The organism is Microbispora sp. H10836, from assembly GCF_012999525.1.
Classification (GTDB): Bacteria; Actinomycetota; Actinomycetes; order Streptosporangiales; family Streptosporangiaceae; genus Microbispora.
Genome location: NZ_JABBWU010000007.1, coordinates 99,946 through 125,849, shown reverse-complemented (window position 1 = coordinate 125,849; position 25,904 = coordinate 99,946). Strand labels below are relative to the sequence as shown.

The 25,904-nt window shown below is 73.4% G+C and carries 24 protein-coding genes; 18 read left to right on the top strand and 6 right to left on the bottom strand.

Going from position 1 to position 25,904, the window contains the following annotated elements:
* Window positions 1-15 precede the first annotated feature (15 nt).
* From HHX30_RS15255 to HHX30_RS15245, 3 genes are all read left to right on the top strand, one after another.
* Window positions 16-390 carry an effector-associated constant component EACC1 gene (locus HHX30_RS15255; protein WP_169982603.1) on the top strand — a complete coding sequence of 125 codons (375 nt, stop codon included), beginning with the start codon at window positions 16-18 and terminating at the stop codon, window positions 388-390.
* Window positions 380-4,765, top strand: coding sequence for a caspase, EACC1-associated type (locus HHX30_RS15250; RefSeq protein ID WP_169982602.1), 4,386 nt, complete (start codon window positions 380-382; stop codon window positions 4,763-4,765). The genes HHX30_RS15255 and HHX30_RS15250 overlap by 11 nt, the downstream gene beginning before the upstream one ends.
* Before the next feature lie 71 nt (window positions 4,766-4,836).
* Entirely contained in the window at window positions 4,837-7,443 is a 2,607-nt protein-coding gene (locus HHX30_RS15245) for a glycosyl hydrolase 2 galactose-binding domain-containing protein (RefSeq protein ID WP_169982601.1), read from the top strand.
* Window positions 7,444-7,523: 80 nt separating this feature from the next.
* Here HHX30_RS15245 and HHX30_RS15240 read toward each other — a convergent pair whose 3' ends face one another.
* Window positions 7,524-7,991, bottom strand: coding sequence for an SPW repeat protein (locus HHX30_RS15240; protein ID WP_169982600.1), 468 nt, complete (start codon window positions 7,989-7,991; stop codon window positions 7,524-7,526).
* Between the two features lie 230 nt (window positions 7,992-8,221).
* Here HHX30_RS15240 and HHX30_RS15235 point away from each other — a divergent pair, with 230 nt between their 5' ends.
* Window positions 8,222-9,127 (top strand): DMT family transporter, encoded by a 906-nt coding sequence (locus HHX30_RS15235; protein WP_169982599.1) that lies wholly within the window; start codon window positions 8,222-8,224, stop codon window positions 9,125-9,127.
* Here HHX30_RS15235 and HHX30_RS15230 read toward each other — a convergent pair.
* Complete coding sequence (locus tag HHX30_RS15230; protein ID WP_169982598.1) at window positions 9,051-10,178, bottom strand: MGDG synthase family glycosyltransferase; 1,128 nt, start codon at window positions 10,176-10,178, stop codon at window positions 9,051-9,053. The two genes, HHX30_RS15235 and HHX30_RS15230, sit on opposite strands and share 77 nt — an antisense overlap.
* Window positions 10,179-10,225: 47 nt before the next feature.
* On the opposite strand from HHX30_RS15230, the gene HHX30_RS15225 reads away from it, so the two are divergent.
* The 7 genes from HHX30_RS15225 to hpnH all read left to right on the top strand — a co-directional run bounded on the left by HHX30_RS15225 (window position 10,226) and on the right by hpnH (window position 18,736).
* Window positions 10,226-10,996: a polysaccharide deacetylase family protein gene (locus HHX30_RS15225; RefSeq protein ID WP_169982597.1), complete on the top strand. Its 771-nt coding sequence runs from the start codon at window positions 10,226-10,228 to the stop codon at window positions 10,994-10,996.
* A gap of 171 nt (window positions 10,997-11,167) precedes the next feature.
* Window positions 11,168-12,019 carry a squalene synthase HpnC gene (gene hpnC / locus HHX30_RS15220; RefSeq protein ID WP_169982596.1) on the top strand — a complete coding sequence of 284 codons (852 nt, stop codon included), beginning with the start codon at window positions 11,168-11,170 and terminating at the stop codon, window positions 12,017-12,019.
* Window positions 11,994-12,974, top strand: a complete 981-nt coding sequence (locus HHX30_RS15215) for a squalene/phytoene synthase family protein (RefSeq protein WP_311922421.1) — start codon at window positions 11,994-11,996, stop codon at window positions 12,972-12,974. Before hpnC ends, HHX30_RS15215 begins: the two co-directional genes overlap by 26 nt.
* Window positions 12,971-14,329 (top strand): hydroxysqualene dehydroxylase HpnE, encoded by a 1,359-nt coding sequence (hpnE, locus tag HHX30_RS15210; protein WP_169982595.1) that lies wholly within the window; start codon window positions 12,971-12,973, stop codon window positions 14,327-14,329. The genes HHX30_RS15215 and hpnE overlap by 4 nt, the downstream gene beginning before the upstream one ends.
* Window positions 14,326-16,209, top strand: coding sequence for a squalene--hopene cyclase (gene shc, locus HHX30_RS15205; protein ID WP_169982594.1), 1,884 nt, complete (start codon window positions 14,326-14,328; stop codon window positions 16,207-16,209). Before hpnE ends, shc begins: the two co-directional genes overlap by 4 nt.
* Window positions 16,206-17,732: a 4-hydroxy-3-methylbut-2-enyl diphosphate reductase gene (gene ispH / locus HHX30_RS15200; protein ID WP_169982593.1), complete on the top strand. Its 1,527-nt coding sequence runs from the start codon at window positions 16,206-16,208 to the stop codon at window positions 17,730-17,732. Before shc ends, ispH begins: the two co-directional genes overlap by 4 nt.
* Window positions 17,732-18,736, top strand: a complete 1,005-nt coding sequence (gene hpnH / locus HHX30_RS15195; protein WP_169982592.1) for an adenosyl-hopene transferase HpnH — start codon at window positions 17,732-17,734, stop codon at window positions 18,734-18,736. The genes ispH and hpnH overlap by 1 nt, the downstream gene beginning before the upstream one ends.
* Here the strand turns inward: hpnH and HHX30_RS15190 are convergent.
* A complete protein-coding gene (locus HHX30_RS15190; RefSeq protein WP_211592046.1) occupies window positions 18,664-19,074 on the bottom strand; it encodes a hypothetical protein in 411 nt (136 codons plus the stop codon). The genes hpnH and HHX30_RS15190 overlap by 73 nt on opposite strands.
* Window positions 19,075-19,256: 182 nt before the next feature.
* Window positions 19,257-19,706: a hypothetical protein gene (locus HHX30_RS15185; protein ID WP_169982591.1), complete on the bottom strand. Its 450-nt coding sequence runs from the start codon at window positions 19,704-19,706 to the stop codon at window positions 19,257-19,259.
* Window positions 19,707-19,838: 132 nt separating this feature from the next.
* Here HHX30_RS15185 and HHX30_RS15180 point away from each other — a divergent pair, with 132 nt between their 5' ends.
* Complete coding sequence (locus HHX30_RS15180) at window positions 19,839-20,519, top strand: TetR/AcrR family transcriptional regulator (RefSeq protein WP_169982590.1); 681 nt, start codon at window positions 19,839-19,841, stop codon at window positions 20,517-20,519.
* Between the two features lie 39 nt (window positions 20,520-20,558).
* Here HHX30_RS15180 and HHX30_RS15175 read toward each other — a convergent pair whose 3' ends face one another.
* Window positions 20,559-21,305: an SDR family oxidoreductase gene (locus tag HHX30_RS15175; RefSeq protein ID WP_169982589.1), complete on the bottom strand. Its 747-nt coding sequence runs from the start codon at window positions 21,303-21,305 to the stop codon at window positions 20,559-20,561.
* A 417-nt stretch (window positions 21,306-21,722) separates the two neighbouring features.
* On the opposite strand from HHX30_RS15175, the gene HHX30_RS15170 reads away from it, so the two are divergent.
* From HHX30_RS15170 to HHX30_RS15145, 6 genes are all read left to right on the top strand, one after another.
* A complete protein-coding gene (locus HHX30_RS15170; RefSeq protein ID WP_169982588.1) occupies window positions 21,723-22,463 on the top strand; it encodes a hypothetical protein in 741 nt (246 codons plus the stop codon).
* Between the two features lie 196 nt (window positions 22,464-22,659).
* The gene (locus HHX30_RS15165; protein ID WP_169982587.1) at window positions 22,660-23,226 is read left to right on the top strand and encodes a hypothetical protein; all 567 of its coding nucleotides are present in this window, start codon (window positions 22,660-22,662) and stop codon (window positions 23,224-23,226) included.
* Window positions 23,227-23,230: 4 nt separating this feature from the next.
* The gene (locus HHX30_RS15160; RefSeq protein ID WP_169982586.1) at window positions 23,231-23,698 is read left to right on the top strand and encodes a hypothetical protein; all 468 of its coding nucleotides are present in this window, start codon (window positions 23,231-23,233) and stop codon (window positions 23,696-23,698) included.
* 50 nt (window positions 23,699-23,748) lie between these two features.
* Window positions 23,749-24,804 (top strand): GDSL-type esterase/lipase family protein, encoded by a 1,056-nt coding sequence (locus tag HHX30_RS15155; RefSeq protein WP_169982585.1) that lies wholly within the window; start codon window positions 23,749-23,751, stop codon window positions 24,802-24,804.
* Window positions 24,801-25,034, top strand: a complete 234-nt coding sequence (locus HHX30_RS15150; protein ID WP_169982584.1) for a hypothetical protein — start codon at window positions 24,801-24,803, stop codon at window positions 25,032-25,034. Before HHX30_RS15155 ends, HHX30_RS15150 begins: the two co-directional genes overlap by 4 nt.
* Window positions 25,031-25,480 carry a hypothetical protein gene (locus HHX30_RS15145; protein ID WP_169982583.1) on the top strand — a complete coding sequence of 150 codons (450 nt, stop codon included), beginning with the start codon at window positions 25,031-25,033 and terminating at the stop codon, window positions 25,478-25,480. The genes HHX30_RS15150 and HHX30_RS15145 overlap by 4 nt, the downstream gene beginning before the upstream one ends.
* On the opposite strand, the gene HHX30_RS15140 is transcribed toward HHX30_RS15145, so the two are convergent.
* Window positions 25,477-25,854, bottom strand: a complete 378-nt coding sequence (locus tag HHX30_RS15140) for a hypothetical protein (protein WP_169982582.1) — start codon at window positions 25,852-25,854, stop codon at window positions 25,477-25,479. The two genes, HHX30_RS15145 and HHX30_RS15140, sit on opposite strands and share 4 nt — an antisense overlap.
* Window positions 25,855-25,904 lie beyond the last annotated feature (50 nt).

Genomic DNA, 25,904 nt, shown 5'->3' with positions numbered 1-25,904 from the left:
CCTAGCGTGGATTTCATGGACGACAACGCGCCGCTCCTCGTACAGTCCGCGAACCCGGACCAGCTCCGGGAGCTGTACGCCTGGCTGGCGGAGGAGCCCGATCTACGCGGCTGCGTACAGGTGGCCGAAGAGGAGCCCGCACCCGGGACGATGGGAGCGCCCGTGGCGGCGCTGGAGATCGTGCTCGCCGGCGGGAAGGCGATCGCCGCCCTGGCCTCGGCCGTCGTCGCCTGGCTCCACACCCGTTCGGGCGAGGTGAGCATCAGGCTCAACCGCGCTACCAAGGAGATCGAGGTCAGCGCGAAGGGGGTGAAGAACCTCGACTCCGATGGAGTCGCCGACCTGACGAGGCAGATCGTCGCGAACCTGGGGACATCAGATGGCGGATGAGCGACCCGTCCCGGCCGGCGCCGGCGCGGCTCCCCGGGTCTGCCCGCTCATGCTGTCCTCTCCCGGCGCTCGGGTGCTCGTCGCGGGGACCGGCGTCCATGACCCTCCGTCGCGGCTGCCGGCCATTCCCGCCGTGCCGGCCACTCTCGGCGACCTGGGCGACCGCCTCGTCGAGCGGGCCGGGCTCGACCCGGCCGCGCTCACGCGCGTGGTCGACCCGCCCGACCCCCGGGCTCTCAGCGACGCTCTGGTGCGTACGGCGGCCGAGGCCACATCGGTCGTGATGTTCCACTATGTCGGGCATGGGGTGGTCAGCCCGCGCAACGAGTTACACCTGGCCACCCGGGCCACGGCCGACCTCACCCGGGGCGTCCCCGCGTATCAGGCGCTGCCGTTCTCCGTGGTCCACGAGGTGCTCTCCCAGTGCCGGGCCGAACTCGTCGTCATCGTGCTCGACTGCTGCTTCGCCGGCCGCGCGCACGGCGTCGCGCACGACTCCGTGGGCGCCGTCTTCGACACGGCCTGGTCGGGGGCCTACCTGCTCACCTCCTCCAGCAGAGACGAGTCGTCGTGGGCTTTACCCGGCGAGCGGTACACCGCGTTCAGCGGAGAACTCATCCGGCTCATGGACGAGGGCGATCCGGCCGGCCCGCCGGTCCTCACGCTCGACCACGTCTACCGGAGCCTGGTGCACGCTCTGGCGGAGAAGGGGTTTCCGCGGCCGCGACGGCAGGCGACCGACCTCGGGGACCGTTCCCCCTTCCTGATGAATCCCGCCTACCGCGCGCCGGCCGCACCTGGGGCGCCGGAGATATCGCCCGACGGGGAGGAGAGCCCCTACCGGGGCCTGGCCGTGTTCGGGCCTCAGGACGAGGACGTCTTCTTCGGCCGTGAGGAGCTGACGCGGACGCTCGTGCGGCGGGTGGAGACCCGGCGCCGCAGAGGCGGCCCCCTGCTGGTCACGGGTCCGTCGGGTTCGGGAAAGTCGTCGGTGCTGCAGGCCGGCGTGATTCCCGCCCTGCGGCGTTCGAGCGGGGGTCTCTGCTGTGCGATCTTCACGCCGGGAGCCGACCCGCTGCGGGAGCTGTCCCGGCGGATCGCCGCCCTGACCGACCTCGATCCGGACGACCTCAGGACGAAACTGGAGGCCGACCCGCTCACGCTGCGCCGCGTCGTACAGGCCTGTCCCAGTCCTCCGCTCATCCTGGCCGACCAGTTCGAGGAGCTGTTCACCGTATGCCGGGACGAGTCCCGGCGGCGGGTCTTCGTCGAGGCCCTTGCGGGCGCCTGCCGCCCCGGCGACCGGCGGGAAGAGCCGCCCGCGACGGTCGTGATAGGCATCCGGGCCGACTTCTTCGGATACTGCGCCTCCTATCCCGAGCTGCTGGAGGCGCTCAAGCACCCCGAGATCGTCGGCCCGATGACGAAGGCCCAGCTCCGCGAGGTCATCGAGAGACCCGCGGAACGCTACGGCCTGGTTCTGGAGGAGGGACTGGCGGACCTGCTGCTGGAGGACCTGAGAGCGGACGACGTGGGCGGGCCGGGACTCGCGGGTGTGCTTCCCCTGCTCTCCCACGCCCTGCTGTCCACATGGCAGCGCCGCAGCGGCCGTCTTCTCACCATGGCCGCCTACCGCGCTTCCGGCGGCATCTCCCGGTCCCTGTCCCTCAGCGCCGACGAGACCCTCGGCCGACTGGGGCCGGACGCACAGGCGGTCGCCCACCAGTTGCTCCTGCGTCTGGTGCACCTCGACGACAGGACCGACGACACCCGGCAGCGCGTCGCGCTCCGCAACCTGCTCGCCGGTCAGGAACCGGTCGCGCGCGACGTGCTCGGAGCCTTCGTCCACGCCCGTCTCGTCACCGTGAGCGAGGACAGCGCCGAACTCACCCATGAGACCCTCATCCACGCCTGGCCGCGTCTGCGTACGTGGATCGACGCCGATCGGGCGAGCCTGCTCGTCCGCCAGCACCTGGTCGCGGACGCCGAAGCGTGGGACGAGCACGGGCGCGACCCCGCCTACCTCTACCCCGACAGCCGTCTCGCCGCGGCGCAGACCGCCGTACGCGACGCTCCGGACACGGAGCCGACCGACCTGGAGCGGCGCTTCCTCGACGCGTCTGCCCGCCGCGCCAGCAGGCGCAGACGTACGGCGGCCGCCGTGATCGCCACGCTCACGGTCCTGCTCCTGGCGGCGGTCTCGACAGGCGTCCTCGCTCTGGTCAAGCGGAACGAGGCGGACCGGCAGCGCAACGAGGCGGTCGCCCGCCAGCTGGTGGACACGGCGCAAAAAGTGAAGGACAGGAGCCTCGCCGCCTATCTCTCCCTCGCCGCGTATCACCTGGCCGACCTGCCCGAGACCCGCGGCGCCGTCCTCGCCTCCCGCAGCCAGCCGATCAGCGCTCGGTTGTTCGGTCACACTCGGACGGTGTGGGACGTCGCCTTCAGCCCCGACGGCCGCACCCTCGCCTCCGTCTCGGCCGACAGGACGCTGCGGCTGTGGGACACCGGCGGGCGACCGGCAAGGCAGGTGTTCCGGCACGTGGGCCGCGACGAGATGCGCGGCGTGGCCTTCAGCGCCGGGGGCGGCCTGCTCGCGGTCTCCTCCCATGACGGCGCGGTCACACTGTGGAACCCCGCCGATCCACGCAGTCCCCGCCTGCTCTCGTCGTTCCGCGCCGGCGCCCGGCCGTTGAACGAGATCGCCTTCAGCCCTCGGGAGCCTCTGCTCGCGGTGTCCTCCGCCGACGGGACGGCGACCCTGTGGGACGTGCGCGACCCCTCGCGTCCCCGGCTCGCCGGGAACCTGCACGGCCATGCCGGCGAGGTGCGGGACGTCGCGTTCAGCCCGGACGGCAGGTGGCTGGCGACCGCGTCCTCCGACCGCAGCGTCCGGCTGTGGGACGTCGCCGACCCCGGGTCGCCGTGGCCCTTGTGGGAGTCGCGGAGGCGGGCGAAACCTCTGGAGGCCGTCGCCTTCTCCCCGGACGGCGGTGCGCTGGTCGCCGGCGGGGGGGGCAACGAGGTGCTGAAATGGGACCCGCGCAATCTGGCCAGGCCGCCGATCCCCCTGCCTCTCGACGGCGAAACGCCCATCCACGATCTGGCGTTCCGTCCCGGCAGCCGCATCCTGGTCGGCGCCTCGATCGACAATTTCGCCCATATCTGGGATGTTTCCGACAAGGGCGGTCCGCGACTCCTCCGGAGCCTGCAGGGACACACCAACGACTGCCAGGCGGTCGCGGTCAATCCGAGGAACGGCACGATAGCCACCGGATCGGCCGATCGCACCGTACGGCTGTGGCACGTCGACACATCGGGATTCGTCCCTCCGCTGCCGCGACTGTTCGGCCACGGGCCGGGCAAGGACGCCGATCACGTGGCGCTCAGTCCAGACCGGCGCACGCTCGCCAGCGTGTCGGACGACACGACCGTGCACCTGAGCGACGTCCGGGACCCTCGGCATCCGCGTCCGCTTCCCGTGCACACCGGGCACACGAAAGCCGTCACCAAGGCATCGTTCAGCCCGGACGGACGTCTCCTGGCGACCGCCTCCGACGACGCCACCGTACGGCTGTGGGACGTCCGTGATCCCGATAGGCCCTCGAAGGCGCTCGCCGTCATCCGGTGCGGCGTGGACAAGGCGTCCGGGGTGGAGTTCGGCGCCGACGGCCGGACGCTCGTCATCGCCGTGGACGAGAGGGTGGAGTTCTGGGACGTCGCCGGACCCCGGTCGCCAAAGCCACTCCTGACCCTGCCGAACATGCCGGCGCAGATACGCGACCTGGCGCGCAGCCCCGACGGGCGGCTCCTGGCCCTCGCCGCGGCCGACGGCAACGCCTACCTCTACGACATCGGCACCGCGCGGCGGCCGGTTCGGACGGCCGTCCTCTCCGGTCACACCGGGAGACTGCAGGCGGTGACCTTCGGACCCGACGGGCGCACACTGGTGACGACCGCCACCGACGGCACCGCACGCCTGTGGGACGTCTCCGATCCGCTCCGGCCGCACCCGCTGGCCAGGCTCATCGAGCCGACGGAAGAGGTCGTCGACGCGGCCTTCAGCCCCGACGGGCGGACGCTCGCCGCCGCCGGGGTCGGCCTCCTGCATCTGTGGGACACAACCGACCGCGCACATCCCCGCTCCCGGTTGGTCTACCCCATCGGCAGGGGCGGCCTGGGACTTTACGGCGTGGTGTTCCTCACCCCCCGGACGGTGGTCACCGCCGGGCAGAAAGGCGACGTCCAGATGTGGAACGACGACCTCGGCCAGGCGCTCACGCACATCTGTCAGAGCGCGGGAACCGCCACAATCACCGAGGAGGAGTGGCACCGCTACCTGCCGGGCAGGGAGTACGACCCGCGGTGCCCCTGAGTGCCGGCCGCATAAGCCCGGCCGCTCACGCGCACCGGCGGCCGGCGGCGGCCGGGCGTCTTCTGTGCGCGATGCTGATCACGCTGCTGGTCCTGACCTGCGGCTCCGCCGCCGCTCCCCGGCGGTCGGCGGCCGTCGGCTCGCGGGACCTGACGACCGGGTGGTTCCTCCGGCCGGCGGACGAGGTAGCGGACGGCGGCGCCGCCGTCTCCCGCACCGGCTACGACACGACGGGCTGGAAACCGGTCACGCTGCCGTCCACCGTCCTGGCCGGGCTGGTGGCCAACGGCGTCTACCAGGACATCTACCGCGGAACGAACCTGCGGTCCGTCCCGGATCTGACCCGGCGGCGGTGGTGGTTCAGGGGCGAGTTCACCACCCCCGCCACCGGACCGGGACGGGTGCGGTGGCTCCGGTTCAAGGGCATCGGCTACCGGGCGCGGATCTGGCTGAACGGCAGGCCGCTCGACGCCGGCACCGCGGGCAGCATGGTCGTCCACGAGTACGACGTGTCCGGCCTGCTCAGGCCGGACAGGAACGCGCTGGCGGTCCTGGTGACCCCGCCCCGGCACCGCTGCGCGGACCTGTCCTTCTGCACCGTCGACTGGAACCCCGAGGCCCCCGACATGAACGCCGGCCTGTGGGGAAAGACCTCGATCATCACGAGCGGCCCGGTCGCGTTGCGCGATCCGCACGTGACGACGACCCTGCCGCTGCCGAGGACGGACAGCGCGGACCTGACCGTCTACGTCGACGCGGTCAACGCCACCGACAGTCCCGTGGACGCCACCGTGCGCGGAAGCGTCACCAAGCCGGGCCGTCCGGCGATCGGCTTCAGCCGGGACATCAGGCTGAAGCCCGGTGAGCGGCGCGAGATCGCCTTCACCACGGAGACGCACCCGGCGCTGCACCTCACCGAGCCCGCTCTCTGGTGGCCGCATCGGTTCGGCTCTCCCGAGCTGTATCGGCTCACCATGTCGGCGCACGCCGGCACGGTCCTCTCGGACACCACGGCGATCGATTTCGGCGTGCGGCAGGTCACCGCGCATCGGACCGCCGTGAACGGCACCTCGTTCGTCGGCTACCGGGTCAACGGGCGCGATCTGCTCTTCCGGGGCGGCGGATACACCTGGGACCTGCTCCAGCGGTGGGACACCCGCACCAACGCCACCCACATCAGGTACGCCAAGGAGATGGGCCTGAACATGATCCGCCTCGAAGGCACGCTCGGCAACGAGGAGCTGTACGATCTGGCGGACCGCTCCGGCATCCTGATCATGGCCGGCTTCGCGTGCTGCAGCGCGTGGGAGAACGACCGCCGCTGGTCCGCACAGCAGGAGCACATCGCGCTCGCCTCCCTGAACAGCCAGATGCGCGCCCTGCGCGCGCACCCGAGCGCCTTCGTCTGGGCATACGGCAGTGACAAGCCCGTGAGCGCGGCCCACCTGACGGCCTACAAGAAGATCGCCCACCGCCTCCACTGGCCGAATCCCACTCTCGACAACGTCGCCACCTGGTCCAACCCGCACGCGGGAGTCAAGATGGACGGCCCCTATCAGTGGGAGCCGCCCGTCCTGTGGTGGGATCGGACCAGGGCGGGCGGCGCGTCCGGGACGACCGCCGAGGCCGGAACCGAGGCGCCGCCGCCGCTGGAGAGCCTGCGGCGTTTCATCCCGCCCGCGCACCTGTGGCCGATAGGCGGCGTCTGGGACTACCACGCGGGCAGGCCCGGCAGCCCCTTCGCGAGTCTCGCCCCCTTCACCCGCGGCCTGACCCGCCGGTACGGCGAGGTCACCGATGTGACCGACTACGCGAGGAAGGCGGAACTGCAGGCCTACGAGACCACCCGATCGTTCTTCGAGGCCTGGAACGCGCAGCAGCACACCAGAACCTTCGGGACGGTCTTCTGGATGCTCGACAGCGCATGGCCGTCGATGCGATGGAGCCTGTACGACTACTACTTCAAACCCGGCGGCGCCTACTTCGGCGCGAAGAAGGCCAACGAACCGGTGCACATCATGTACGACTACGTCACGCGTGACGTGTACGTCGCCAACTCCACCCTGTCCGGGCGACGTGACCTGTCCGCCACCGTCACCGTTCACGGCGTCCCGGACCTGACCACGAGGTACGAGACCGAAGTCACACTGGACGTCCCAGCGAACGCCTCCACACGGGTGACGACGATCCCGGCTCTCACCGGGCCGCCGGCCACCCATCTCATCAGGCTGCGGCTTCGGGACGCGCACGGCGTCGTCGTCAGCGAGAACCTGTACTGGTACTCGGCCTCGCCGGACGTGCTCGGCCCCGGAGGTGACTACAAGGGAACACCGGTGGCCGCCTATGCCGATCTCAGCGGGCTGAACAGGCTGCCCCTCGACTCTGATCTGACCGCCGCCGCCTCACGAGCCCGGCACGGTGACCGGGAGACGGTCACCGTCATCCTGACCAACGCGAGCGCGACGGACATCGCCTTCTTCGTACGGGCCGAACTCATCGCCGGCGACGGCGGCACCGAGATCCTGCCGATCTCGTACAGCGACAACTACGTGTCGCTCTGGCCCGGCGAACGCACGATCATCACGGCCTCCTACCACAGCGACGATCTGCGCGGCCGGCCTCTCCACCTCCGGGTCGGCGGCTACAACGTGCCCGCCACATCGATCCCCGTATCGTGAGGGGCGACAAGGCCACAACAGGGCCAGGCGAGGTGAAAACGGCGCCCGGCCCGCCTGCCGCGGGCCGGGCGCCGCTTCTGTCACCAGTTGCCCAGTCTGCGCGCGCTCCGCTCGCCCCGCTCATGCCGGCGGAACGCCTGTGCCATCGCCAGTGCGGCGGCTCCCAGCGCAAGGGTCACGATGCCGATCGCCACGTTGTTCCAGATGGTCGTCGCCGTGGCCTCACGTCCCGCGCGCACCACAAACGGCGAGACGATCGCCCACACGCCGAGCAGCGGGAGCAGCCACCCCAGTCCGTACGTGCGGCCGTAGGCGGACGCGAGCCCGAGAGCGAGAGCGGAGATCACGAGGCCGGTGACGAGGTTGCTGACGGTCAGGCCGCGGAGTCCGAAGAACCCGACGATCCACGGCGAGAGGGCCAGGTAAAGGCCGGCCAGGAAGGACAACCCCTCCAATACCTGGGCGGGGGCCGTCGAGCCCGCCCGATCGTAGGTCTGTCGCAGTTCGGTGACGTCGGGATGACGCTCGAGGCCGGTGGGTCCAACCATGTCTGGTTCCGCCTTTCCTGCTGCGTGCGTTTGTGCAAACGGCCATACCCCCAAAAATCCCGGCATTCTCGCTTTGTATTAATAATCGTGTCTTTCTTTGGTTATAGCCCAATAAAAAGGGTTCGGAGCGTTCACGCCGACATGCGGCGGCCATCGCCGGGGAGGGTACTGACAGGGCCTCGATCAGAGGGCCCGCGACGACGAGAAGCCTGAGACGGGGCGCGGGGGTCATGATCGCTGTTGTCCTGGCGGTGCTCGCCGCGGCGGCCAACGCCGTCGCGTCCGTACTGCAGCGCCGGGCCGCCCGCGCCGCCCCCGCCACCGAGGCGTTCCGGCCCGGCCTGATCTGGGACCTCGTCCGGCGGCCCACCTGGCTGGGCGGCATCGCCGCGCTCATCGCGGGTTTCCTGCTGCAGGCCGGCGCCCTGACGAGCGGAGGACTCGCACTCGTCCAGCCCCTGCTCGTCGCGGAACTGCCGATCACGATGCTGGTGGCCGGCTGGATGTTCCGGGTCCGCCTCGACCCCAAGACCTGGCTGGCCGTCGGCTTACTGACGGCCGGCCTGGCCGGGTTCCTCGCGGCGGCCTCGCCCACCCCCGGCCACCGGCTTCCCGGCCTGCTGACCTGGGTGATCTCGGCGGGCGTGACCATCGGGCTCCTCGCCTGCTTCGTGACCGCCGCGATCGCCGCCGGCGGGGCCGCCCGCGCGGTGCTGCTCGGGATGGCCGCCGGGCTGGGTTTCGCCTACACCGCCGTCCTCATGAAGCGCACGGTGGACGAGTTGCCGGCCGGCGCGCGGACGCTCGCCGGCTCCTGGTCGCTGTGGGCCATGGTGGCCGCCGGGCTGTGCAGCCTGTTCCTGCTGCAGAACGCCCTGCACAGCGGTCCGCTCGTCGCCGTGCAGCCCGCGCTGACCGTGACCGACCCCGTGGCGAGCACGGCGTACGGCGTGGCGATGTTCGGCGAGGACATCCGCACCGGCCCGTGGGTGGTGCCCGAGCTGACGGGCATGGCCCTCATCCTGTACGGCAGCGTGCTGCTGTCGCGGTACGCGCCGCTCAGGAGGCAGGCTCACATGATCGGGACGCGGCGGCGAGGTCCGGGAGAAGAAGGGACTCGGCCGGCGAAGCGCTGAACAGGGCGGCGGCCCGCGCGGTGAGCGCGGCCCGCCCGGGCAGGCCGGGCTGGAGCCGGTCGAGCGCCCGCAGCAGGTCCGCGCGGCGGCGCACGTGGACGCTCACCCCGGCGCGTGCCATCGCGCGCACGCCGTCCCCGCCGTGACCCGCGATGGGCCGGTACGTGACGACCGGCACCCCCGCGGCGAACGCCTCCCTGCAGGTCAGCCCGCCCGCGTTGTCGACCAGCGCGTACGCGGAGGCGAGCAGGTCCGCCAGGTCGTCACGCCAGCCGAGAGCGGCGCCCGCTCCGGCGCGGCCGAGCAGCCGCACGAGACGGCGGCGCAGCCGCTCGTTGCGCCCGCACAGCACGACGGGCGCGTACCGGCCCGACCGGGCCAGGATCCCGGCGGTCTCCGCGACCCGGCCGACCCCCCAGGATCCCGCGCAGACGAGCACGATCGGCCCGCCGTCCCGCAGGCCGATCCGGGTCCGGACGTCCGCCATGCCGGCGCGGTCCCGGGGCGCCGCGAACCCGGGGCGGACGATCGGGGCGCAGCGGAAGGCCGGACGGCCGAGGGCGGCCGTCACGGCGAGGGCCGTGGCCGCGTCCGGGCACAGGTAGCGGTCGTTGCCGGGGTGCAGCCAGAGGCGGTGCACGGCGAAGTCGGTCAGCACGACCACGCTCGGCGCCGCGAGCCGCCCCCGCGCCCGCAGGTGCCCCGCGGCCTGCGCGGCCACGTGGAAGACCGGCACGACCAGCGAGGGGCGGACGCGGCGCACCGCCCGGGCCAGCCCGGCGGCGGCCACCACCGTCAGCGGCGAGGTGGACGGGGCCCGGCGTGAGACGAAGAAGACGCGGTAGACCAGCGCGTACAGCCACGGCGCCCGCAGCATCACCACGCGGTACCACCACCGCAGCAGCGCGCCGAGCCGCAGCGGCAGCAGGGCGAGCACGTCCACGATCTCCGCGCGCACCCCGGCGGCGGTCAGGCGGCGCGCCAGTTCGGCGGCGACGGCGTCGTGGCCCGCGCCCATCGAGGCGCTGACGATCAATGCCCTGTCCCTCATGGCCCTCCTTCCGGGGTGGGGGGCGGCGTGGCGGACACTGGAAGGCGATGCGACCTCACACGCTCGCCGCCGCCGGACTGGCCCTGCTCCACGCGGGACCGGGGGCGGCCTGGCTGCCTCCGGTCCGCCGCCTGCTGCCGTCTCTGGCGGGCGAGGGCGATCCCGGGCACGTGGCGCTGACCTTCGACGACGGGCCGGACCCGCGCTCTACCCCGCTGTTCCTCGACGAGCTGGACCGGCTCGGGTGCCGGGCGACCTTCTTCCTCCTCGGCGAGCTGCTCGAACGCCACCCCGAGGTCGGGCGGAGCGTCGCGCGGGCCGGTCACGAGGTGGCCGTGCACGGCTGGCGGCACGGCAACGCCCTGGTCGCCCGGCCGGGCAGGGTCGCCGCGGAGATCGGCAGGGCCGCGCGCCTCGTCGCCGCCGTCACCGGTGTACCGCCCTCGTGGTACCGCCCGCCGTACGGCGTGCTGAGCGCCGAGGCGCTGCTCGCGGCCCGGTGGCACGGCCTGCGGCCGGTGCTGTGGACGGCCTGGGGCGCGGACTGGACGGCACGGGCCACGCCCGGCTCGGTGCTGCGCACCCTGGAGCCCGGCCTGCGCGGCGGGGCGACGCTGTTGCTGCACGACTGCGACCACACCTCCGCCCCGGGTTCCTGGCGTTCGGCGCTGGGCGCGCTCGCCGGCGTGGTCGGCCGCTGCCGCGCCGCCGGACTGCGGGTCGGACCGCTGGGCGCCCACGGCGTGGGTGTACCCGGCGGCGCGGGGGCCCACCGGCTCCCGCTCCCGGCAAGCTTTTACCCACGGCCGGAAGCGTAAGAAGCGGGAAAAAGGCCGCTTACTTCCACCGTCTTTCCCGACCACGTTTTTACCGCTTCTTCCGTTAGCGGCGCGGCGGTGTACGCCGCTTTTCCCGGGAGGTTGCGCACGTAAAAACGCCCGCCCGCTCTATCGGGTTTTGTGGTGAATTGCGGTGGAGATTCTTCAGGCATGTCCGCAGCGGACGTACGCGACGCCGCGCGCCGGGAGAACTTCCCGGTGGCCTCCCGCCTGCTGCCGCGCGCGTACCGCCTCGACCTGATGGCGGTGTACTGCTTCGCCCGTTACGTGGACGACGTCGGCGACGAGGCGGACCCCGCCGAGCGGCCCGCCCTGCTCAACGCGGTGGAGGCCGACCTGGGCCGGCTCTACGCCGGGGGGAGCCCGCGGCTGCCCGCCGTGCGGGCGCTGACGCCGCTGGTCGCCGGGCGCGGCGTGCCGCGGGCGCACTTCCTCCACCTCGTGGAGGCCAACCGGCGCGACCAGGTGGTGCGGCGCTACGACACATTCGCGCAACTGCTGGCCTACTGCGAGCTGTCCGCCAACCCGGTCGGCCGGATCGTCCTGCACGTCTTCGGCGCGGCCACGCCGGAGCGGGCGCGGCTGTCGGACCGCATCTGCTCGGCCCTGCAGGTGATCGAGCACTGCCAGGACGTGGGTGAGGACCACGCCCGCGGCCGGGTCTACCTCCCCGCCGAGGACCTGCGCAGGTTCGGCTGCCGCGAGGCCGACCTCGGCGCCCCGCACGCGTCCCCGCGGCTGCGCCGGGCCGTCGCCCTGCAGGCCCGCCGCGCCGCCACGCTGCTGGACGAGGGCATGCCGCTGCTGGAGACGCTGAGCGGGTTCGCGCGCACCGCGGTGGCCGGGTACGTCGCGGGCGGGCGGGCCGCGCTCGCGGCGCTGGAGCGCGGGCGGCACGACGTCCTCGGCCGGGCGGTCCGCGCGCGCCGCCGCGCGGTGCTCGGCGAGTGGGCACGCGTGCTGAAGGAGGTGAACGGTGACGGTTCCCGGCGCGATTCCTGATCCCGTCCCCGACCGCCCGCCCGGCCCCGCGCTGCGCCCCGTCGGCGCGGGACCGGCCCGCACGCCGGCGCCCGTACCGCTGCCGCTGGCCTACCGGCACTGCGAGCGCGTCGTGCGCACCCGGGCACGCAACTTCGCCTACGGAATCCGCCTGCTCGCCCCGCCCGAGCGCCGCGCGCTCTGCGCGCTCTACGCCTTCGCCCGGCGGATCGACGACATCGGCGACGCGGCCGGGCCGGTGGACGAGCGGCTGTCGGCGCTGGAGGAGGCGCGGGCGGGGCTGCGGGCGCCGCGGCCGGACCCCGCCGACCCCGTGCTGGTGGCCCTGCGTGACACCGCCGCGCGCTTCCCCATCCCGCTGGAGGCGTTCGAGGAGCTGATCGACGGATGCGCCGCCGACGTCGCGGGCGCGCGCTACCAGTCCCACGACGACCTCGTCGGCTACTGCCGGGAGGTCGCCGGGTCCATCGGGCGGCTGTCGCTCGGCGTCTTCGGCCTGGCCGGCGGCCCGGGCCGCGATCCCGGGGCGCTGCGGCGCGCGGCGCGGCTCGCGGACTCCCTGGGGGTGGCGTTGCAGCTCACCAACGTGCTCAGGGACCTGCGTGAGGACCGGTGCGCCGGGCGGGTGTACCTGCCGGCCGACGACCTGCGCAGGTTCGGCTGCACGCTCGGCCTGGACGCGTCGGGGGCGTTCACCGACCCGCCCGAGCGGCTGGCGCGGCTCGTCCGGTACGAGGCCGGGCGGGCGCTCGCCTGGTACGCCGAGGGGATGCGCCTGATCCCGCTGCTCGACCGGCGCAGCGCGGCCTGCACCGCGGCGATGGCCGGCATCTACCGGCGCCTGCTCGCCCGAATCGCCGCCGACCCGGCCCGGGCGCTGGCCGGGCGCCTGTCGCTCACGCCCTGGGCGAAGGCGATGGTCGCGGCCCGCGCGATCGCGGGAGCGGCCCGATGAACGGCCCGACGAACGGCACGGGTTACGACGGGGTTGCGCCCGTGGCGGTGGTGGGCGGCGGCCTCGCCGGCATCACCGCGGCCCTCGCGCTCGCGGAGGCCGGCCGGCCGGTGACCCTGTACGAGGCGAGGCCCCGGCTCGGCGGGGCAACCCATTCCTTCGCCAGGGGCGGCCTGACGGCCGACAACGGGCAGCACGTCTTCCTGCGCTGCTGCACGGCGTACCTCGGCCTGCTCGACCGGCTCGGCGGGACCGGGCGGGTGCGCCTGCAGGAGCGTTTCGACGTGTGCGTGCTCACCCCGCACGGCGGGCGGGGACGGCTGCGCCGGGCCGCGCTGCCCGGGCCGTTCCACCTGCTCCCGGCGCTCGCGGGCTACCGCCTGCTGTCCCCCGCCGACCGGCTGCGCGCGGCGCGCGGCGCGCTCGCGCTGCGCGGGCTCGACCCGGCCGCGCCCGCCCTCGACCGGGCCGCGCTCGGCGGCTGGCTGGCCGCCAACGGCCAGCGGGAGGCCGTACGCCGGGCGCTGTGGGACCTGTTCGCGGTGGCGGCGCTCAACATCCCGTCCGACGAGGCCGCGCTGGGGCCGGCGGCGATGGTCTTCAAAACGGCTCTACTGGGCCGCGCCGACGCCGCCGACATCGGCGTGCCGTCCGTGCCGCTCGGCGACCTGCACGGCGGCGCCGCGCTCGCGGCCATCGCCCGCCTGGGCGGCGAGGTGCGGCTGCGGGCGAAGGTGGACGCGGTGCTGCCGGGGCCCTCGGTCCTCGTGGGCGGCCGGCGGGTCGAGGCGCCGGCCGTCGTCGTCGCCGCCCCGCACGGCCAGGCCGCGCGGCTCGTCCCCGCGGAGGCGGCGCCGGACCGGGACGCCTGGGCCGGCCTCGGCGCGAGCCCGATCGTCAACGTGCACGTGGTCTACGACCGGCCGGTCACCCGGCTGCCGTTCGCCGCCGTCGTCGGCTCACCGGTGCAGTGGATCTTCGACAGGACCGAGGCGGGCGGGCTCGCCCGGGGCCAGTACCTGACGGTCTCGGTGTCGGCGGCGCGGCACTGGATCGACGTGCCCACGGCGGTGATGCGGGAGGTGTTCCTGCCCGAGCTGGAGCGGCTGCTGCCGGCCGCGCGGGCGGCGCGGGTCGTGGACCTGTTCATCACCAGGGAGCGGCGGGCGACCTTCCGGCAGGTCCCGGGGAGCGGGGGGCTGCGCCCCGGCGCGGCCACCCGGTGGCCGGGTGTGTTCCTCGCCGGCGCGTGGACCGACACGGGCTGGCCCGACACGATGGAGGGTGCCGTGCGCAGCGGACTCCAGGCGGCCCGCCTCGTGAGGCGGCATCTCGAACGGGAGCAGGCGCGGTGACCGGCGTCACCACCGGGGTCGCCACCGGCGCCGCCCGCGCCGAGACCGCCCTCGAGGCGGCCCGTGACCACCTGCTCGGCCTGCAGTCGCCCGGGGGATGGTGGAAGGGCGAATTGCGGGCCAACGTGACGATGGACGCCGAGGACCTCCTGCTGCGCGAGTTCCTCGGCGTGCGGACCGCGCGGGAGACGGCCGAGGCAGCCCGGTGGATCAGGTCGCAGCAGCGGGCGGACGGCGGCTGGGCCAACTTCCACGACGGTCCCGCCGACCTGTCCACCACGGTCGAGGCGTACGCCGCGCTGCGCCTGGCGGGCGACCCGCCCTCGGCCCCGCACATGCGCGCCGCGGCGGCGTGCGCGCGCGGGGCCGGCGGCGTCGAGTCGGCCCGGGTCTTCACCCGGATCTGGCTCGCCCTGTTCGGCCAGTGGCGGTGGGAGGACCTGCCGGTCATCCCACCGGAGATCATGTTCCTGCCGCCGTGGTGCCCGCTGAACGTCTACGACTGGGCCTGCTGGGCGCGGCAGACCATCGTGCCGCTCACGATCGTGACCGCGCACCGGCCGGTCCGCCCGCTGCCGTTCGCCCTGCCGGAGCTGCGGGCCGGGCATCCGCCGCGCCGCGCCGCGCGTACCGGCTGGGACGCGGCGTTCGCGGCGCTCGACCGCGCTCTGCACCGGTACGAACGGCGGCCGCTCGCGGGGCTGCGCCGCGCCGCGCTGCGGCGGGCCGCCGAGTGGGTCGTGGCCCGCCAGGAGGCCGACGGCTCCTGGGGCGGCATCCAGCCTCCCTGGGTCTACTCGCTGATCGCCCTTAGCCTGAGCGGGTACGGCCTGGACCATCCCGTCATGCGGGCCGGCCTGGCCGGGCTGGACAGGTTCACCATCAGGGAGAACGGCACGCGCCGGCTGGAGGCGTGCCAGTCGCCGGTCTGGGACACCGCGCTCGCGATGACCGCTCTCCTGGACGCCGGCCTGCCCCGCGACCACCCCGCGCTGGACAGAGCGGGCGAGTGGCTGCTGCGCGAGGAGGTGCGCGGGCCTGGCGACTGGGCGGTGCGGCGGCCCGGGCTCGCGCCGGGCGGCTGGGCGTTCGAGTTCGACAACGACGGCTACCCCGACGTCGACGACACGGCGGAGGTGGTCCTCGCGCTGCGCCGGTGGGGCCGGCCCGACGCCCGCCCGGCGGTGGAGCGGGGGCTGCGCTGGATGGCCGGGATGGCCTGCCGCGACGGGGGGTTCGCCGCCTTCGACGCCGACAACACCCGCACGCTGTGCCTGCGGCTGCCGTTCTGCGACTTCGGCGCGGTCATCGACCCGCCGACGGCCGACGTGACCGCGCACGTGGTCGAGGCGCTGGCCGCCGAGGGCCTGGCCCGCTCCCCCGTCGTACGGCGGGCCGTGAGGTGGCTGCTGCGGGCGCAGGAGCCCGACGGCTCGTGGTTCGGCAGATGGGGGGCCAACCACGTGTACGGCACCGGCGCGGTGCTGCCCGCACTCGCGGCGGCCGGGATGCCGCCCGGCGCCCCCTGCGTACGGCGGGCCGTGGCCTGGCTCAAGGCCCACCAGCACCCCTGCGGCGGCTGGGGCGAGGACATGCGCTCCTACCGCGACCCCGCGTGGATCGGGCGGGGCGAGCCGACCGCCTCGCAGACGGCGTGGGCCCTCATCGGCCTGCTCGCCGCCGGGGAGCGCGGCCGGTCCGTGGACAGGGGGGCGGCCTGGCTGGCCGGCAGCCAGCGCCCCGACGGCACGTGGGACGAGCCGCACTACACCGGGACGGGCTTCCCCGGCGACTTCTTCATCAACTACCACCTCTACCGCCTCGTCTTCCCCCTCAGTGCGCTCGGCCGCTACCTGCGCGCCCGGGAGGTGACGCCATGACCGGCCTGATCGTGTGCACCGCGCTGGGGATGGAGGCGCGGGCCGTCGCCCGCGGCCTGCGGCCCGCGCGTGACCACCCCCGCGTCCGGGTCTTCCGGATCGGGATGGGGCCGGAGCGCGCGGCGCGCGCGGCGGCCTTGCTCCCGCCCGCCGCCGCCCTCGCCGTCACCGGCTTCGGCGGGGCCCTCCACGAGGGCCTGCGTCCCGGGGACGTGCTCGTCGCCACCGAGGTCCGCTCCGGCGGCCGGGTGTGGCCGTGCCCGTCGGCCCCGCTGCTCGCCGGAGAGCTCGTCCGGGCGGGGCTGCCCGCCCGCACCGGCCCGCTCGTCACCTCGCCGGGGATAGTGACGGGCCGGGCCCGGCTCGCCCTGGCCCGCGAGGGCGCCTGCGCCGTCGACATGGAGAGCGCTGTTATCGCGGAAGCCGCGGACGGGCGGCCGTTCGCGGCCGTGCGGGTCATCGTGGACACCCCGGGTGTCCCCCTGCTGAACCCCGCCACCCTGGGCGGCGCGGTCGCCGCGCGCCGCGCGCTCACCCGGATCGGCCCGGTGTTGGCGCGGTGGGCGGCGGCCGTGGGCCCGCGCCGGGTCCTGCTGGCCTCGCCCCGCTCGTTCTGCGCCGGGGTCGAGCGGGCCATCGAGATCGTGGAGCGCGCGCTGGACCGGTTCGGCGCGCCGGTGTACGTGCGCAAGCAGATCGTGCACAACATCCACGTCGTACGCGACCTGGAGCGGCTCGGCGCGGTGTTCGTCGACGACCTGGCCGAGGTGCCGGAGGGCGCGGTGACCGTCTTCTCCGCGCACGGGGTCGCGCCCGCCGTGCGGGAGGAGGCGGCGCGGCGCGGGCTGCGCGTCGTCGACGCGACCTGTCCGCTGGTCGCGAAGGTCCACGCGGAGGCCCGCAGGTTCGCCGCGCGGGGCGATCTCGTCGTGCTGATCGGCCACGCGGGGCACGAGGAGGTCGAGGGCGTGCTCGGGGAGGTGCCCGGCGCGGGCGTGCTGGTCGAGGACGAGGCCGGGGTGGAGGGCGCGGTCGAGGGCCTGCGGCCGGGGCGCGGGGTCGCCTACCTCACCCAGACCACGCTCGCGGCCGACGAGGCCGGGCGGGTCGCGGCGGCGGTCCGGCGGCGCTTCCCGGACGCCGAGGGCCCGCGCGGCGACGACATCTGCTACGCGACGACCAACCGGCAGCGCGCGGTGCGCGCCGTCGCCGCGGAGGCCGGCCTGGTCCTGGTCGTCGGTTCGGCGAACTCCTCCAACGCCCTGCGCCTCACCGAGGTCGCCGGGCGCTCAGGTCACGGTGGGGCGCCGCTCGTCCGCCTGGTCGACGGTCCGGGCGACGTCGCGCTCGACTGGCTGCGCGGAGTGCGGACGGTCGGGCTGACCGCCGGGGCGTCGACGCCCGGCTCGCTGGTGGACGCCGTCGTGGCGGCCCTCGGCGGACTCGGCCCGCTGGAGGTGGAGGAGCGCCGGGTGATCGAGGAGAACGTCGAGTTCACGTTGCCGAAGGAGGTGCGACCCTGATGCCGATGCCCTTACGCCAGAGCCTGCGTGTCGGCGCTTACATCCTGCGCCAGCGGCTTCGCCGGCGGGAGAGGTTCCCGCTGCTGCTCGAACTCGAGCCGTTGTTCGCGTGCAACCTGAAGTGCGCGGGCTGCGGGAAGATCCAGCACCCGGCCGGCGTGCTGAAACAGCGCATGCCGGTCGAGCAGGCGGTGGCCGCCGTCGAGGAGTGCGGCGCCCCGATGGTGTCGATCGCGGGCGGGGAGCCCCTCATGCACCCCCAGATCGGGGAGATGGTCGAGGAGCTGGTGGCGCGCAGGAAGTACGTCTTCCTGTGCACCAACGCGCTGCTGATCCCGCGCAAGATCGACCGGTTCGAGCCGTCGCCCTACTTCGCCTGGGCGGTCCACATCGACGGCCTGCGCGAGCGGCACGACGCGTCGGTGTGCAAGGAGGGCGTGTTCGACGAGGCGGTCGCGGCGGTGCGCGAGTGCCGGCGGCGCGGCTTCCGCGTCACCACCAACACCACGTTCTTCGCCGGGGACAGCCCGCGCACGGTCGTCGAGGTGCTCGACTTCCTCAATGACGAGCTGTGCGTCGACCAGATGATGATCTCGCCGGGGTACGCCTACGAGAAGGCGCCCGACCAGGACTGCTTCCTGGGCGTGCGGCAGACGCGGGAGCTGTTCCGCGCCGCGTTCGCGGGCGGCAACCGCGGGCGCTGGCGGTTCAACCACTCGCCGCTGTTCCTCGACTTCCTCGAGGGGAAGACCGACTTCCCCTGCACGGCCTGGGCGATCCCGTCCTACTCGGTGTTCGGCTGGCAGCGGCCCTGCTACCTGATGGCCGACGGGTACGCGAAGACCTACCGGGAGCTGGTCGAGGAGACCGACTGGGACTCCTACGGCCGGGGGCGGGACGCGCGCTGCGCCAACTGCATGGCGCACTGCGGCTACGAGCCGACGGCGGTCTTCGCCACCCTCGGCTCGCTGCGCGAGTCCCTGCGCGCCCTGCGCGGCACATAGGAGCCGGGGCGCTCATGGATGCGGAAGACGGGGTGCCGAGGCGCTATCCGGTGGAACTCCGGCAGCGGCGCCGTCGGCCCCAGCCCCAGATGAGGCCGCGCACCCGGCGCGCCGGCAAGGTAGCGACGCAGGATCTGCGCACGATGCTCAGACGGGATCTCCTCGAGCAGGATCGGACACTCGCGCCCCTGACGGCGAAGCGCGGCCTTGCCGCCCGCGGCCTCGACATTGCGCACCCAGCTCGCGTCCGGCCCGAGCATCGAGACGAGGAAGTCGGCGCCGCGGTAGTGGGTGACCGCGACCGGAACCGGCGTGATGGTCCCGCTGCGGCGCCCCACCACCTTCAAGACGGCGGCACGCCGCGGTGACAGCCACCGAGCCCCATACAGCAGGACGTCAAGCCGGTTCCCGAGCCGCATGAGCGCGTTCGGCCGCCCTCCTCGATACATCGCACGCTTGAGTGCGGCGACCCCGCGTGTCAGAGCACGGCCGACGCTTTGCGCCGCCGTGGGACCTTTGGTCATCCCGCCCTTCTCCACAGCACGACCGCGGCGAGACCGGGAACACAAGGAAGGACCAGCAGCCAGCCCAGCAGCGGGGCCAGACCGACATCACCCGAGGTGTCCTGGACGGTCAGTGCGGCGATCGCGACGCAGAGCGCGATCCCGAACAGCCCGATCGCCAGCGGGGAAGTCCAGCGCTTACCGGCGCGGGCCGCCCAGATCGTGCCCATCCAGCCCAGGAGTCCCAGCGCCCCGACCACAGACAGGATGACCAGGTAGGCGGTGACGGCAGTGTCGATCGCACCGGGCGCGTAGGCCGGGTAGCCGGCCTTGATGTGGTCCGCCAAGACGGTCGTGGTGGCCCGGTCGACGAACGGAAAGAGGGCGGCGATCGAGGTGAGTCCTGCCCCGATGTACATCATCGCCAACGCGGTCCGGGTGCGCGATCTCTGCTTCAGCGTGGTCATGGCATGAGTCCTTCCGGAGTAAAGAGAAAGTCACTGTCTCCAGCAAGTGACTGTAGGGATCTGTTTTCAGACAGTCAATGTCCGGACAGCAGTCACACGCTTGAGAGCGTGACTGTCTGCTACCGTGAGCACATGAGCGGGCTTCGTGAGCGTTGGCGGCTCAAGGCCATGCGCACCATCCAGGAACGTGCCCTCGACCTGTTCGACGAGAGAGGGTTCGGCGCCGTCACCATCGAGGAGATCGCGGCGGCGGCCGAGGTCTCGCCGTCGTCGGTGTACCGCATCTTCGGCACCAAGGAAGGGATCGTGGTCGCCGACGTCGAGTTCGACAGCATGAGCCCGGAGGCACTCGAGAGCATCCTGGACCCCGCCGATCCCATCGGAAGCCTGCTCCGAGCCGTCCGTGCGTACGAATCCCCACCAGAAGGCGAATCCGGTTCCGGCAACGCGGGCGAAGGCTCTCAGGCCACCAGGAGCCCGTGGCGCAGGGTCCGTTACTTCTTCGCCGAGCCATCGGTGCGCATGGCCGTCTGCGGCACACTCGACCGCGCCAGCCAGCGGATCGCGCCGCTGATCACCGTGCCTGGAGAGGTGAGCGAAACGCAGGCTCGCGTGATCGCGAAGGCCCTCGCCTTCGGCTACTTCGCCGCACTCGAGCAGTGGTACCTCGACGGCGGCAACCGCCCTATCGCCGACTACGTCGAGGAAGGCATGCGGCCCCTACGCAGCATCTGGAGCGCACCGCATCCGTCCTCCGAGCGCGATCACCCCGGCACCTCGGCGCCTCCCCCATCGAGTTCCTTTACGATGTAGATCACCAGATCGGGACAGTCGTACACCTCGGAGGAACGCTCAGGGGCGGCCGAAGCGGCGGGCGAGGACGCGGAACACGCCGGGCGCGGCCCCGTGCAGGCGGGCGGGCAGCCGCAGCCAGGCCGGCACGTACACCTCGGCGCGCCCGCGCTCGACGGCGACCGCGATGGCCCGGGCCACCCGCTCGGGTGGGACGGGCGTCGGTCTGCGGCGGGTGTACGGCCGGCCGCGCCGGGCGAAGAACGGCGTGTCGACCACCCCGGGCACCACGGCCGTCACGCCGACCGCCGGCAGTTCGTAGCGCAGGCTCTCGGCGAAGGCCAGCAGCCCCGCCTTGGTCGCGGCGTACACCGCCTCCTCCCGCACGCCGACCACGCCGGCGATCGAGGCGACGTAGACGAGGTGCCCCCGGCCGCGCTCGATCATCCCGGGCAGCAGCAGCCGGGTGAGCTGCAGGTGGGCCGTCAGGTTGACCGCGATCACGCGTTCGGCCGTGCCGCCGGACATCCGCGCGAGCGGCCCGCTCCAGCCCTCGCCCGCGCACGCCACCAGCACGTCCACCCGCCCGGCGCGTACGGCGAGGTCCGCGCCCCGGTCGACGGTGCCGTCGGACAGGTCGGCGGGCAGCGCCTCGCCGCCGGTCCGGGCGGCGACGCCGGCGAGCGCCTCCTCGTCGCGCCCGGACAGCACCAGCCGCGCGCCGCGCGCCGACAGCTCCAGCGCCGTGGCGGCGCCGATGCCCGACGACGCGCCCGTGACGAGCACCCGTGCCCCCGCAAGCCGCATCCGCCCCACCCCCTCGTCCCTGGGTGTACCCGCCTCGCGGGAGGCGCCCGGCTTGCCGCACGTGCCGGGAGTGGCGGATGTGACCGGAGAAGGGCTGGGGCAACCCCAAGCTGCTCGCGCGTACAAGCGGCCGCAAACACCCCGGCGGATACTTCCGCAGCACTGCCCCCGGCGGTCAGATCCTCCAAGGCCGGAGGGAACGCTTGGGTCAAACGCCCTAGACGGCTTCGCGCGGCCCGGCGGAGGATCGAGACAAGGCCGTAATGCGCGATGCCGCCTGGCGAAACCGACCCCTCGTCCATCACACCGATTCCCGTCGTCCGACGGAACGACCCAGGGGTGAGCCGCGGCCGGATCCAGGACCACGAAACCCTGGTGATCTGATCTGCCCAGCCCAGTCGGGCTCAAGGAGGCACCATGTACCGGAAGTGCAGACAGCTGGCATTAGCGACTGTCTTCGTCTCGGCGATGACGGCCGGAGGCACCGCGGTCCTGAGCGGTCCCGCCCTCGCCACCGACGGTTATGCCATAGCCGGTATCGCGCCCCAGGCGAGCGAGCCCGGCGGCTCGGTACAGACCACGACGTACTCGTACTCGGAGAGCCCCTTGATGATGACCGCCGAACAGGCGCGGGCCGAGGAGCAGAGCATCGTCGATCAGGCGCGGGCGGAACGCGACCGCATCCGGGCCCAGGGCCGGGCCGACCGGGACCGCATCCGGGCCGAGGCCCGCGCCGAACGCGACCGGATCAGGGCGAGCGAGTGGCAGTCGTCCGGGAGCGCCGGGTCCGACCCGCCCGCCTCGTACCACGACGGCTCACGCACCCGGTCCGAGTACCGTTCCGAGCGCTACCGGGCACGGTCGGTGAGCTACGGCACGGTCCGCACGGCCCCGGTGCGCTACCGGATGCGGGAACGGCTGTCCGAGCTGCGCGTGAGGGAGTCGGCCCGGACCGCGCGGGTGTCCAAGAGGGTCGATGAGCGGCGCTCCCGCCTGCTCGAGAGGGTGTCGGGCCGGCGTGACCGCCTCGTCAAACGGGTGGAGTCCCGGCGCAGCGAGCGCGTGCGGGAGACGGCGTATCGGGGCGGCGGCCGGTACGAGCAGCGGCAGTTCAAGAGCGTCCGGTACGAGCGCCGTTCGTCCTTCCGGACGCACTGACCGGTTCGGCGCCACCGCCCGGTATCAGAGACGGCCCCGCACTCCGCGAGTGCGGGGCCGTCCGCGTGCCGGCCGGTGACCGGAACACCGCACGATGGGAGAAGGCGCCGCGCGAGCGTGATCGAACAATGGGGCGTACGGGCCCGTGATCCCGTGCCGGGCCCGCAGACCACCCTTCCCGGATCGAGGTTTGCGCATGGCGACCGAAGCGGTTTCCGCATTCCACCCCTCCCGCCGGGGAGGGGAGCTCAACGCCCGGCACCACCGGGCCGCGCTCAACGTCTTCGCCTTCATCGTCGTGGCCCACTGGGCCGAGCACATCGCCCAGGCCGTCCAGGTCTACGTGCTCGGCTGGAAGCTCCCCGAGGCCCGCGGCGTGCTCGGCCTGCCCTTCCCGTGGCTGGTCACGTCCGAGTGGATGCACTACGGCTACGCGCTGCTGATGCTGGTCGGGCTGATCATGCTCAGGCACGGCTTCACCGGCCGGGCCCGCGTCTGGTGGAACGTGTCCCTCGGCATCCAGGTCTGGCACCACTTCGAGCACTTCCTGCTGCTCATGCAGGTGCTGGTCGGAGCCAACCTGCTGGGCCGCCCGGCGCCGACCAGCATCATCCAGTTGCTGGTGCCGCGCATGGAGCTGCACCTGTTCTACAACACCCTCGTGACGATCCCGATGGTCGTCGCGATGATCCTGCACCGTCGTCCCAGCACCGCCGAGCGCACGCTGATGGCCTGCTCCTGCGCCCCGGCGCTCGCGAGGTGACGGCGTGACGGCCGGGCCCGGGGCAGGCCGCCGCTCCCCGTTCTTCATCGCCGTCCTCACGTTCCTCGCGGCCTTCCTGCTCTTCCTGGCCGTGCCGAGCATCGGTCCCGTCGTACGGGCCGCCAGGGCGGACGGCGTCCCCGGGTCCTTCACCGCCCGGCAGGTGGAGTGCGTCCGGCACCCCGGGCACGAGTCCTGCACCTGGACGGGCGACTTCCGGTCGTCCGACGGCGCGGTCCTCCGGACCGGCGTCGCGCTGTACGGCGCCGACCGCGAGATGCTGCGCGAGGGGCAGCGGACCCCGGCCGTGGACGTGGGGCGGCAGAACCGGGTCTACGGCCCCGGTGGTTCGATGGAGTGGGTGTTCACCGCGCTGCTGCTGCTGGCCGCGCTCGGCATCCTGTACGCCGCGTACGGCCGGCCGGTGCGGAACCTGCTCGGTGCCCGCACCACCGCGACGGCCGGTCGGTGACCGACGATCCACCCGGGAGGCGTGCCATTCCGCGTCCGACGATCATGATCGTGGGTGACTCGATCAGCCACGGCCTGGAGGGCGACTACACCTGGCGATACCGGCTGGCCCGCCACTTCGCCGCGTGCGGCGCGCCCGTGCGGTTCGCCGGGCCGTGGACGGGCACCTGCGCCCTGCCCGACCTGGCGCCGGAGGAGGGCGCCGCCGAGGTGCGCGCGGGCGGCTACCGCCCGGGGATCGTCTTCCCCGGCGACCGGCACCACGCCCGCTGGGGCGGCCTCATGGACGAGGCCAGGGGCGGCGTCGCGGACGCCGTCGCCGCCCACCGGCCCGACCACCTCATGGTCGCGCTGGGGTTCAACGACCTCGCCTGGGGGGTGAGCGGCCCCGAGCGGCTGCTGGCCAACGTCGGGGAGTTCGTGCGCCGGGCCCGCGAAGCCCGCCCGGACCTGCGTTTCCTCGTGGCCGACGTCGTCCGGCGCACTCCGCTGCCCCACCTGCCGCACCTGCCGGGGATCGTCGAGACGTACAACGCGCGTCTGCCGGGCGTCCTGGCCGCCCTGTCCACGCCCGGCTCCCCCGTCGTCCCCGTCGGCCTCGCGGCCGTCTACGACCCGTACACCGACACCTACGACGGGCTGCACCCCAACAGCGTCGGCGAGTTCAAGATCGCTAAGGCCTTCGCGGACGCGTACTCCCGGGCCTTCCACGGTGGGGGGCCGGCCTTCGCCACGCCGGTTCCCGCCGTCGCCGAGCCGCTGCCGATCCGCCCGCCCGGCGAGATCGCCGTGGCGCTCCACGGCTCCACGGCCCGGGTCTCCTGGTCACGGGTCTTCGGCGCGAGCGGCTACTGGCTCGACCTGCGCGACGTGGACGCCGGAACGGGATTCGAGCGCTCGCCGCTGCCGATCGCGGCCTGCGGCTGCGACCTGCGGCTGCCCGGCGACGGGACGTACGAGGTGCGGGTGAGCGCGGCCCGCGGCGACCAGGAGACCGCGCCGACCAGAGCCGTCCGGTTCGCCTGCCGTGTGCCCGCCGCCACATCGGCGCTTTTCCGCGAACCGGTGGACCGCCGACAGTATGACTGGGTAGCCTCCCAAGTATGACCAAGAAGATTACGATCTCCTTGCCGGACGAACTGGCCGACGAGGCGCAGGCGTCCGGCAACGCCTCGGCCTACATCGCCGCGGCGCTGCGGGAGCGGCGGCGCATCCAGGGCGACCTGGCCATCATGGCCGATTTATGGGGGCCGGGCTGGCAGGACGGGATCACCGATGACGACAGCGCCCGCGCGGCGCGCCTGATGACGGGCGGCGCCAAGGCGGACGCCGCGTGACCGACCCCGTCCCACCGGCCGGCGTCCTGTCCGGCCACGTGCTGGACCTCGACGCCGTCGTCCACCTGATCGAGGGCAAGAGCATGTACGGCAGGGCCGTCGTGCGCCAGTCCTCGGCCCACGGCGTCACCCTCCTCGTCCCCGCGCTCGCCGTCCAGGTGCTGTCGCTGGGCCCCATCCAGCCCCGGCTCGAACGGTTCCTGCGCATGTCGATGGTGGTCACCGGCGCGCTCTCCCCCGACGACGCCGTCGAAGGCGGGCCGTACGCGCAGGCGATCATGGCGAGCTTGCGGCGCCACCGGCCGGCGGCCGCCGACGCGCACCTGCCCGACGTCCTGGTGGCCGCCCACGCCGCCGTCCACGCCACCCGCCGCGGCTGGCGGATCATCACGGCGACCCCCTACCTGTACGAGGGCCTCGACATCCGCCTGGAGATCCTCCCCTAGACGTGCGAACGACGGGGCCGCACCAGCGCCAGCACGCTCAGCCCGAACATCAGGACGCCCAGGGGGAGATGGGCCGCCGGCACGTGCGCGATGCCGAGCACGACCTGGACGGAGGCGAGCACGAGGAAGCCGGCCGCGTGCCAGACGGGCCGGGGCGAGCCGCCGCCCGGCTTCCACGCCAGCACCGCCGCGAGCAGGTACAGCAGCGACGCCCCGTACATCACGCGGGCTCCGGCACTGTGCAGCGTCTCTCCGTAGGACGCGGTCAGCAGCAGTCCGGCGGAGACCGCCTGGAGGAAGATGGTCAGGGTCTGCAGGATGATCGCGATCCGCAGAAACGAGAAGGTGCGCTGTGCCGTCGCCTGGATGGCCATGTCACGGTCCCCTGTTCCGCCCCGGGGGCAGTAGATCGATAAGGTCTCAC